Origin of the sequence: Thaumasiovibrio clandestinus (assembly GCF_047250365.1) — a bacterium.
Lineage (GTDB): Bacteria > Pseudomonadota > Gammaproteobacteria > Enterobacterales > Vibrionaceae > Thaumasiovibrio.
On record NZ_JBLBVL010000017.1, the window covers coordinates 74,527 to 83,266 of the forward strand.

The 8,740-nt window shown below is 42.9% G+C and carries 9 protein-coding genes; 2 read left to right on the forward strand and 7 right to left on the reverse strand.

The features are described from left to right. Positions 1-9: 9 nt before the first annotated feature. Together ACKLNH_RS17270 and ACKLNH_RS17275 are read right to left on the reverse strand one after the other, a co-directional pair. Positions 10-504, reverse strand: a complete 495-nt coding sequence (locus ACKLNH_RS17270) for a hypothetical protein (RefSeq protein WP_413113505.1) — start codon at positions 502-504, stop codon at positions 10-12. 3 nt (positions 505-507) lie between these two features. Beyond that, entirely contained in the window at positions 508-945 is a 438-nt protein-coding gene (locus ACKLNH_RS17275) for a DUF5675 family protein (protein ID WP_413113506.1), read from the reverse strand. Positions 946-1,298: 353 nt separating this feature from the next. On the opposite strand from ACKLNH_RS17275, the gene ACKLNH_RS17280 reads away from it, so the two are divergent. Then, a complete protein-coding gene (locus ACKLNH_RS17280) occupies positions 1,299-1,700 on the forward strand; it encodes a YkgJ family cysteine cluster protein (protein ID WP_413113507.1) in 402 nt (133 codons plus the stop codon). Positions 1,701-1,767: 67 nt separating this feature from the next. Here ACKLNH_RS17280 and ACKLNH_RS17285 read toward each other — a convergent pair whose 3' ends face one another. The 3 genes from ACKLNH_RS17285 to ACKLNH_RS17295 form a co-directional block, all read right to left on the reverse strand. Then, positions 1,768-2,364, reverse strand: a complete 597-nt coding sequence (locus ACKLNH_RS17285; RefSeq protein WP_413113508.1) for a glutathione S-transferase family protein — start codon at positions 2,362-2,364, stop codon at positions 1,768-1,770. Between the two features lie 301 nt (positions 2,365-2,665). After that, positions 2,666-3,100: a GNAT family N-acetyltransferase gene (locus ACKLNH_RS17290; protein WP_413113509.1), complete on the reverse strand. Its 435-nt coding sequence runs from the start codon at positions 3,098-3,100 to the stop codon at positions 2,666-2,668. Between the two features lie 495 nt (positions 3,101-3,595). Beyond that, positions 3,596-4,744: an aminotransferase-like domain-containing protein gene (locus tag ACKLNH_RS17295; protein ID WP_413113510.1), complete on the reverse strand. Its 1,149-nt coding sequence runs from the start codon at positions 4,742-4,744 to the stop codon at positions 3,596-3,598. Between the two features lie 130 nt (positions 4,745-4,874). On the opposite strand from ACKLNH_RS17295, the gene ACKLNH_RS17300 reads away from it, so the two are divergent. After that, a complete protein-coding gene (locus ACKLNH_RS17300) occupies positions 4,875-5,744 on the forward strand; it encodes an AraC family transcriptional regulator (protein WP_413113511.1) in 870 nt (289 codons plus the stop codon). A 325-nt stretch (positions 5,745-6,069) separates the two neighbouring features. On the opposite strand, the gene ACKLNH_RS17305 is transcribed toward ACKLNH_RS17300, so the two are convergent. Both ACKLNH_RS17305 and ACKLNH_RS17310 read right to left on the reverse strand, forming a co-directional pair. Beyond that, positions 6,070-7,569 carry an alkaline phosphatase gene (locus ACKLNH_RS17305; RefSeq protein WP_413113512.1) on the reverse strand — a complete coding sequence of 500 codons (1,500 nt, stop codon included), beginning with the start codon at positions 7,567-7,569 and terminating at the stop codon, positions 6,070-6,072. A 982-nt stretch (positions 7,570-8,551) separates the two neighbouring features. Then, complete coding sequence (locus ACKLNH_RS17310; protein WP_413113513.1) at positions 8,552-8,689, reverse strand: hypothetical protein; 138 nt, start codon at positions 8,687-8,689, stop codon at positions 8,552-8,554. Positions 8,690-8,740: the final 51 nt, after the last annotated feature.

An 8,740-nucleotide genomic window follows, 5' to 3' on the forward strand; every position in this document is an offset into this window, starting at 1 on the left:
CACACGTGACTAATCTACTGTTCGAACCGATATGCTCTCAAGCTGTTCAATTAACTGGTGTACAAATAAAACCAGTTCGGATCTTCCATACTTCGAGTAAGCTCTCATTGATTCAATCGCTTGAATTTTTAAATTATTAAGCTTTTCAAATTCAGTTCCTGTATAGTCTGTGAACACCATGCCATCAAGCTCGTTTAGCCAACGACTAAATGAATCTGGATTCTCAGATAGTAGTATCAGGGTAGGCTCAGCATTATTTATTAGTGCAAGTACAATTAAAGGAGAGACCTCACCAGAAACAGCCCCATCGCGGTTTAACCAAATATCTACTAATGTGTTTATGACGGGTATAACTGATACCTGTTCACCATTACTTAACGTGGCTTCTATTGATTGATAATTATCAATCATCCATTTGTGGTTTAGGGTCATCCTTGGTGTGGCAGCTAAAATCGGCATTGTAACTATAATAAACACAAACAAGAATAGCTTCTTTTTGAACATATGCTACTCCTCAATCTTGTTAGTGATTGTTATTTGAACATCTGTGTGATTGGAGATTTCGGAGAAAATCTCTTTTAGTGCCGCTTTACTATTACCAACGTAATAATGCTTATCACCTACACTCCCCCACATTTTCCCTGGCATTAAGCATCCAAGTGTATCTTCATGATAATTCCCTGAATGCATAAGTATAAATGACCTTCCTGGAACATTTTGTAATCCATACACATTAGGATATTTAGGCGAACTATAGGGTAATAATTTATAAGTTCCTGCTTTTATCCTTTTATCAGACCCTTCTACTATTGAATCTGGCCCCGCTGGTTCTAATACAAACCAGCTTTTGTTCTTTCCTTCTATAGTCAGTTTTCCTAAAGTGGTTTCACCTAGTTGTTTAATACGCTTTACATGTACAATAGTCTTGTTATTTGCCAAAGGCATATATTTAGTTCCCCAGTGTTAATCTTTCCTAAAATAAAGAACTTTAACAAAGCACACCCTTGATAACACATGAATAATAAACTTCTGAGACTTGCTTCATTGTATCTATGTATCTGACTCTTACGTTTTTTACATTAATCTATGTTTTATGTTATTGATGTAGCAGTCAAGTAAGCACCAAAAAACCAAAGAGTGACATAGCTTTTCCCTCACAGAAACCTACCACACTTGAGTGCAAGAATTTTATTCGTGCCTTTGTCGTTTGCTACTTGCAAATTCTCACTGCAAATTCAGAGCTATTTTGACTATTGATGATAGACTCAATCAATAACCCATAATCCAAAGTAAACACCATGAAAGACTGCAACCAATGCGGAAAATGCTGCATAAAATATGGAAATGGTGATTTAGCGGCCACACAGGAAGAGATAGACCTGTGGGAACTATTTAACCCAGATATCTTTGAGTATGTAAAAGATGGAAAGATCTGGTTCAACCCAGAAACAAGAGAGCAATTAGACCACTGTCCATTTCTAGAACTAGCACCGAAAGCAAAGCCAGAAGAAAAAGACAAATACACATGCAGTATTTACCTCGACCGACCAGAGGACTGTCGCCACTACCCTAGCCTTATCAACGAAATGGTTCGGGACGAGTGTGAAATGATAGAAGTCGTTGATCTAGAAAACCCAAAGAAAGCTCAGAAACAACTAGATCAACTGATGAGTTCAAGTCGACCTTCGAGCCATTCCTAAGCTGATTTAGGCAATTGCATAAACAAATGCTCCCCATGATATCTAATGACACAGTTAACTATAGGAGTTATTCCATGCCTACATAACCCTCTAACGATGAAATAGCGTTAACCCAGCTCTGAATGCTTGGATAACCAGCTAAATCAAAACCACCCTCATGAGCAACATGGGTATAAGCGTACAAAGCTAAATCGGCAATAGTAATCTGGTTGCCAACTAAAAATGACGTTTTTGATAACTGCTGCTCCATGATACTTAACGCTCTGTTGCCTCCAGCCTGTAAAGCGTTGTACTCATCGACTCGATGCTCAGGCATACCCTGATATTTTTGAATAAAACGAGCCACTGCAATATAGGGCTCATGCGAATACTGCTCAAAGAATAGCCACTCATACATTTTAGCTTTCTGGTACTTATCCTGAGGCATAAAATCTGTACCCTCCGCAAAATACCCTAAAATAGCGTTTGACTCACAAAGTGCTCGACCGTCATCCAGTACAACTGTTGGGATCTTTCCATTTGGGTTTATGGATAGAAACTCTGGTGTTTGAGTCTCCTTTTCTAAAATATTGACGTGTTGCCACTGATGTTCAATACCTAGCAACGACAATAGCAATTTAACCTTTAAGCAGTTACCTGACTGCAAATCTCCATAGACGATCATACAACCTCCTTGTATTTTTCTTTGTCGCGCATAACGAATGACATGGATTCTCCCTCATGAAGATCTGCCACACTTAGGTGGTAACTGTGAGGCCACTGAAGCTGACCATGTCACATTCCATCTGTTATTGCGGTGTTGATCTTGCTAAACACCACTTCAGTTTACACGCCATCAACGAGCGAGGTAGCCGAAAGGCGACACCACATCTAAACGTGATCGCACAATTTACTTATATAGAGGCATCGGGCTTGTTCAACAATCGGGATTTAGCGCTGGCTTCGCAGCGCTTAGTCCTTATTTGTTATGTACGCACTAATTGGTGGTGCATTTCAATTAATTGATGCTCACCAACGATCTCCACTTCTTGGATAAAATCAAAGCCAAGCCTTTCATAATAGCTTCGCAAATAACTATGAGCATGAATTTCTATCATGCTTATACCCTGCTCTTTTGCGTGCTCAATTAACTTGTTAACGACAATTGAGGCAATACCACGACCTCGGTATGCCTTGAGAACAGCAACTCTAGCCATAACCGAAGACCCATCTGTATTGATAACCAGACGCGCTGTCGCTACAGATTGATTTGTTTCAGTAACAAGGGCATGTTCTGCAATGCTATCTAAGCCATCAAAATCCAACTCATTCGGAATATTCTGCTCCACGGTGAATACTTGATAGCGAATAGCCTGAGCCTTTTCTATGAACTCCGCAGACTTCCCTATTATAACTTCCATGCCAATCTCCTCAAAAGCACATAACGCTCTGCTAAGTGGCTGACAACCCTAACACAAAACTCAAAATAACCACCGAAAACACAATACCCAATTTGAACTGACAATGCCGCGTGTTGGCAGTCCGTCTTTAATTGTTTGTTGAACGAGGCCGCTCTGCGGCAGAGTAAAGCGTAAGATCGCCATACTTCTTGTAACCTCCATCATTCGATGGTAAACAAGGAGTCATCACCATAAACGCCACCGAGCAGCGCAAGCAATACTTCTCCAACCTGATTAAGACCCTCCCATGAAGTACTACTGTCAAACTCGACCGTAACGGGTGCGTCGGTATCTCACGACCGAGGAGGCCGAAAGGCGACACCACATCTAAACGTGAACGAAGCGAAGATGGGTTCTTGTGTAACTGGCCTAGTTTCCTAACCCACTACAAATGTAAAGCTTGATAACTATATTTTACAATTCAGCGTTCCACCTCTTCTAGCTTCACCCCACACATTAGAGCATGTTTAATACTTGAACTAAACGATTCACCGCCACTTCCAACTCTTCTGGGGTTGAATTGGTGAAGTTAAGGCGCAGTGCCGTTTTCACTTCAGCACCATCTGGATAGAAAACTGGACTTGGTACGACGGCTACACCGCTTGCTAACAGTGATTTTGCGAGCTCAAACGTATCGCATTCTAGAATCTCTACCCATACGAACATACCACCATCAACTGGCTTCAATACACAACTTGTCGGAAGCTGTTTTTCCAGCTCTGCATACATAACTTCGTAGCGAGATTTGTACAGTTCACGAATGGTGTTGATGTGGGTTTCGAAGTTGTCATGTTTGAGCACGCCGTGCAGAAGTGCTTGCATCGGTACACTCGAATGTAGGTCAGCACCTTGTTTGATTTTTATCAACGGCTCTAAGTAACTAGCTTTACCCGTCACCACACCGATGCGAAGGCCTGGTGACGCAATCTTAGAGAATGAACGCAATAGGATAGAGTTCTGTGGACAGAAATCAGAAACCAAAGGCAGAGCTTTACCAGAGAAGCGCAGCTCTCGGTATGGCGCATCTTCGATGAGAGCCACGTCATATTGAATACAAAGTTCAGCAACCTTTTTACGCGTTTCTAGTGACCAGCACACCCCTGTTGGGTTATGGAAATCTGGGACAGCGTAGAACATTTGCGGTCTTTTCTCTGCGAAGCACTGCTCTAGCTCTTCAAGGTTTGGACCAAAGTCGGTTTGAGAAACGGTAACGATGCTTGCTTGAACAAAACCAAACACCTGCATCGCGCCAAGGTAGCTCGGAGCTTCCATAACCACTTTGTCACCCGGATTCACGTAAGCTCGAGCGATCAAATCCAGACCTTGCTGAGAGCCGGTAGTGATCATCGCGGCGTGTGTTTCAGGAAGCTTGAAGTAATCGGTCAGGAAGTTTAGTAGCGGCTCATAACCTGCCGTGGAACCGTACTGGAAAACCTCTGGCATGTTTGCCAAGTTCTCAAGAGTCGGCTTCATTAAGTCGATTGGGAAGGTATTCTTGTCCGGTAAACCGCCAGCAAGCGAGATGACGTTTTTGTCGCTGGCGGTAGCGAGGATCTCTCGGATGTACGATGACTTTACTTGTTGTAATGACTGTGCAATTTCCATCTGCTGTTTTTCTCGTATTTATTAACTCTGGCTTTATTCGAAAGATATTACATGAAAATTGCCAAGCTTAGTGTGTCCATTTATGCTGTTAAATATGTCCATTTATGCTATTTCGATAAAACGCTAAATTATGAGTCAGCAACAGGTTTCTAGAATCAATGACGTACTGTTCTACATACACCAAGACATTAGTCGGGAGTTATCCGCTAAAGAGCTAGCCAATGTAGCTGCGTATTCTGAACAGCACTTCCACCGCATTTTTAAAAATGTGGTGGGGGAATCGATTCATCAATACATCCGTCGCACGCGAATGGAGTATGCTGCAAACCAGCTGATGTTCGATACTAAATCGTCGGTATTGGAGATTGGTAATAAGTGTGGTTTCAGTTCGGTGTCATCTTTCAGTCGCGCCTTTAAAGCCACATTTGATATGTCGCCCGGCGCTTGGCGTAAGCATGATTTACAAGTCGCGGAAAAGCCTTATCTAAAAGACTCTGAGGTGGCTGAGGGTTACCATCGAGTCGAAAAGCTTACTTTGCCTAAGCCTAAGATCGTCGAAGTGCCACACCGGTTTGCTGCTTATGTTCGTCATGAAGGTTACAACCGTACGATCCGCAATGCTTGGTTGGTGCTAAAGGCTTGGGCCAACTCAGAGAACCGTGATTTATCGATCCAATATGGTTTGCATCACTCGAACCCAGCTTGGGTTGAGTTGGACAAGTGTCGCTATGTAGCATGCATCGCCATTGATAAGCCACTTAAGTATCGCGGTGTTGTGAACCAAATGACCATACCAGGCGGCTTGCATGCCGTATTTCGATTAACTGGTGTTTATGGCGAATTGTTGCCACAAATCAGTATAGTTCTAGAGAAATGGTTGCCAACCTCAGGCTTCAAATTACGTTCGACGCCTGCGTATGTGCATTATCATCAAAACCATTTTTTAAATCATGAAGAGGCATTTGAATTAGATTTCTACTTGCCTATAAGTTTTTTATAAAAAATCGTTGCATATTCAATGAATTAACATTATTTAGACTAGAAGTCCCTAACGTTGACGCCGGATTTAGGAAAGTCATTTGATAATGAAATAACATCGGAAAATCCCTTAATCACTGGAGTAATTTTGCTTTATAAGATTCTAGTCCATCTATGTTATGCAAATGTTCACCACAACTTGAGCTTATAGCTAAATGGAAGTTTATCATCACCACATACACTGATAATTATGCCTTAATTAGATACCGACAAATTTTATACAATGCACAATGCGCTTAAAAAACGCGACGTCAGTCGATGAGCCAACGCCGCGACAAAGGGGATGCTTATTGGATGATTAGCGCCTTCATAACATCAAAGACATTGGTGTTGTCGACATAGTCGCCATTAGCACCGATGTGATTGTAGTTCTCTACGTAGTCTGGGTCGCTACCATCGATGTAATCAACGATGGTATTGGCACCCGCACCGCGCATGTATAGGCGAACCAGCTCGTTGGTGTGGCTACCGCTATAGTATTTCACTTCTGGCATTGTATGTTTGCCAGGGTTATCAACCGCGGCATAGGCCACTTGATCAGAAGCCCCACCCAGTACATAAGAGTTACCATGGTCGGTGGTGACGATGAGTAGGGTTTCATCCCAGCTGCTTTCGCTTTCAACCCAATCAGATACGGCTTGTACAGCGTTGTTAAAGTCAATCTGCTCTTCAATGATACGTGCCGTATCGTTGCCGTGCGCGGCCCAGTCGACAGCACCACCTTCTACCATCAGGAAGAAGCCATTGTCGTTTTGATTGAGGTAGTTCAACGCACCTTGTGTCATGGTTTTCAGACTTGGCTGATTCGCAATGAATGGACAACCAAACGCCGTCGCCTTTTGCTCATCACTACAATTGCCACGCCCCTGTTGCAGCGTCGAATCGTTTTGAACCAAGCCAAACAATGGGCCTGTCATCACCTCTTGAGGTGCAGTGTTGTTGGCTAGCTGGGTAAAGGTGTCTTTGCTTTCAATCAGTGTCCACGGTTGGTCACTGCCTACAGGGAACATTGCATTGTTTTTCAGCATGCCCCAATCTGCCTCAGCGATGTATTTATGGTTGTTATCGACGCGAGGCTTGCCGTTACTATCAAACTCTGGGTGGCCTGCACCCATGATTAGGTCAGCCATGCCGTTGGTTAGCATAATAGTGCCCAGTTGAGCATAAGCATTACGGCTAACATGATGGGCACCGAAAGTTGCTGGGGTGGCATGGTTGAACTGAACAGAGGTCACGATACCGGTTGAGCGTCCATTCTTCTTGGCAATCTGAGTAATGGTGTCCAGTGGCTGACCGCAGTAATCAACGCTAATGGCATTATTGTAGGTTTTTCGGCCTGTTGCCAACGCGGTACCTGCAGCGGCTGAATCAGTATCATTCTTATTGATGTAGCTATAGCCTTGAAATGGACGACGATAGTTGCCATCTACTTCATCGATTATGCTGTCGTCCCATGCTTTCTGCGCTTCATAGCTGGCTTCTTGGAATTCTTCCTCGTCACAGCTCACTGGAGCGCTGTTCACGTTGAGTGGGAAGGTTGTCATTGCCAAACGTTGGTCGATTTGCTCGTATGGGGCGATATTGTTTAGCGAAGCACCATGGCTCCAGTAGCTAGACACATCCCATGCACCATCACTGGCACCGTCGGAGATCATCAAGATGATATTCTTGGCTTTTGGCGCTTGGTCGTCAGGACTTTTGTTATCGCTGTTCGAGTTACAACCCGATAGTAATGCGACAGCGATAGCAAGCACCATCCCTAGCTTAGGTGTCTGATTAAATTCCATTTTTACCTCCTAGTTAATGTCGTAGCTATTTAATAGTAGGAGTGTGACGAAAAGATTAACGCTGAGTTGCACCTGCTGGCTGAATGTAATGATATTGATGTAAGATAAATTTTGAAGTGAATTAATGAATATGCAATGGATTTATAATCATTTTGTCATTTAAAAAGGGGCAAGTAGCCAGTATCTCACAGCCGAATCAGTTGTTTTTGAGAAACTTTTCTGATGTGCTTCAATGTCGTTAGTTGCAACATTAATACAAGGTTACCAAGGGTTACTGTTTGTGCAGAAACACTGGTAATATGCCCTCGCCCATCATTCATACTTCTTGGATGCTAACGTAGCCTCGTCATCGCTTTTCGCTGTTTGCCTGTGATTTCCATTGAAAATATGGAACAATATCTTGTTTTTTCAATTCTGGAGATAGCCAGTGAGCACCGATAACCAACCAACATTCTATTGGCTCGATTATGAGACGAACAATCTAATCCACTGACTTAATTAAACTAATAATTTGTCCTTGTTCTTGTTGGACGCAAATTGGACACACCGTAGTGACTAAACCGACAAGCTAGACCTCCCTCAAAATTTAAATAAGCAAGATCAACTCTAGACTAGTCATTATCACTAGAACTGCTGGCAAAGCTTGCTGATATTTTTGGAATAATCAACCCTAAATTTCGATTTTCAGAATCGCAACGTTCGTTAAGTCTGGGTAGCCCAGCTCATCAGTAAAGCCTCTTTTTTCATCCGACTTCACATGCCAAATCGTTCTTACTCAACCTTTCTCGGTTGCCTAAATCACCTTTGCCCCATAATGTTTTTATATGATTCACAATGGATTTCAGTTGCCACTCTCCGCCCAAAGTCTACATTTCTGTTATTGGCTCCAACCATTGCTCAACCACTGTGGTTTTCGCACAAATGCGGAACATGCGCACGCCTGGGCAAAGCACTAAAAGAATACTTCTCATCATTGTGTTGGTTACTCATGCACTAGACCATAATGCAGATCAACACGAATGAGAAGTCGGTTACCTAGCCAACCGAGCACCTCAATTGAAACCCAACTGGAAGGTGCGTAATTAAGCCGACCAAACACCACCGCTAAGTATGCGCCCATAAACCCCACATTCTAACCAGTCCCAATCCGTTTTAAGATCTTACCTTAATC

Coding starts and splice junctions, on each gene's coding strand:
- ACKLNH_RS17270 (WP_413113505.1), bottom strand. CDS start 504: ATGTTCAAAAAGAAGCTATTCTTGTTTGTGTTTATTATAGTTACAATG.
- ACKLNH_RS17275 (WP_413113506.1), bottom strand. CDS start 945: ATGCCTTTGGCAAATAACAAGACTATTGTACATGTAAAGCGTATTAAA.
- ACKLNH_RS17280 (WP_413113507.1), top strand. CDS start 1,299: ATGAAAGACTGCAACCAATGCGGAAAATGCTGCATAAAATATGGAAAT.
- ACKLNH_RS17285 (WP_413113508.1), bottom strand. CDS start 2,364: ATGATCGTCTATGGAGATTTGCAGTCAGGTAACTGCTTAAAGGTTAAA.
- ACKLNH_RS17290 (WP_413113509.1), bottom strand. CDS start 3,100: ATGGAAGTTATAATAGGGAAGTCTGCGGAGTTCATAGAAAAGGCTCAG.
- ACKLNH_RS17295 (WP_413113510.1), bottom strand. CDS start 4,744: ATGGAAATTGCACAGTCATTACAACAAGTAAAGTCATCGTACATCCGA.
- ACKLNH_RS17300 (WP_413113511.1), top strand. CDS start 4,875: ATGAGTCAGCAACAGGTTTCTAGAATCAATGACGTACTGTTCTACATA.
- ACKLNH_RS17305 (WP_413113512.1), bottom strand. CDS start 7,569: ATGGAATTTAATCAGACACCTAAGCTAGGGATGGTGCTTGCTATCGCT.
- ACKLNH_RS17310 (WP_413113513.1), bottom strand. CDS start 8,689: ATGGGCGCATACTTAGCGGTGGTGTTTGGTCGGCTTAATTACGCACCT.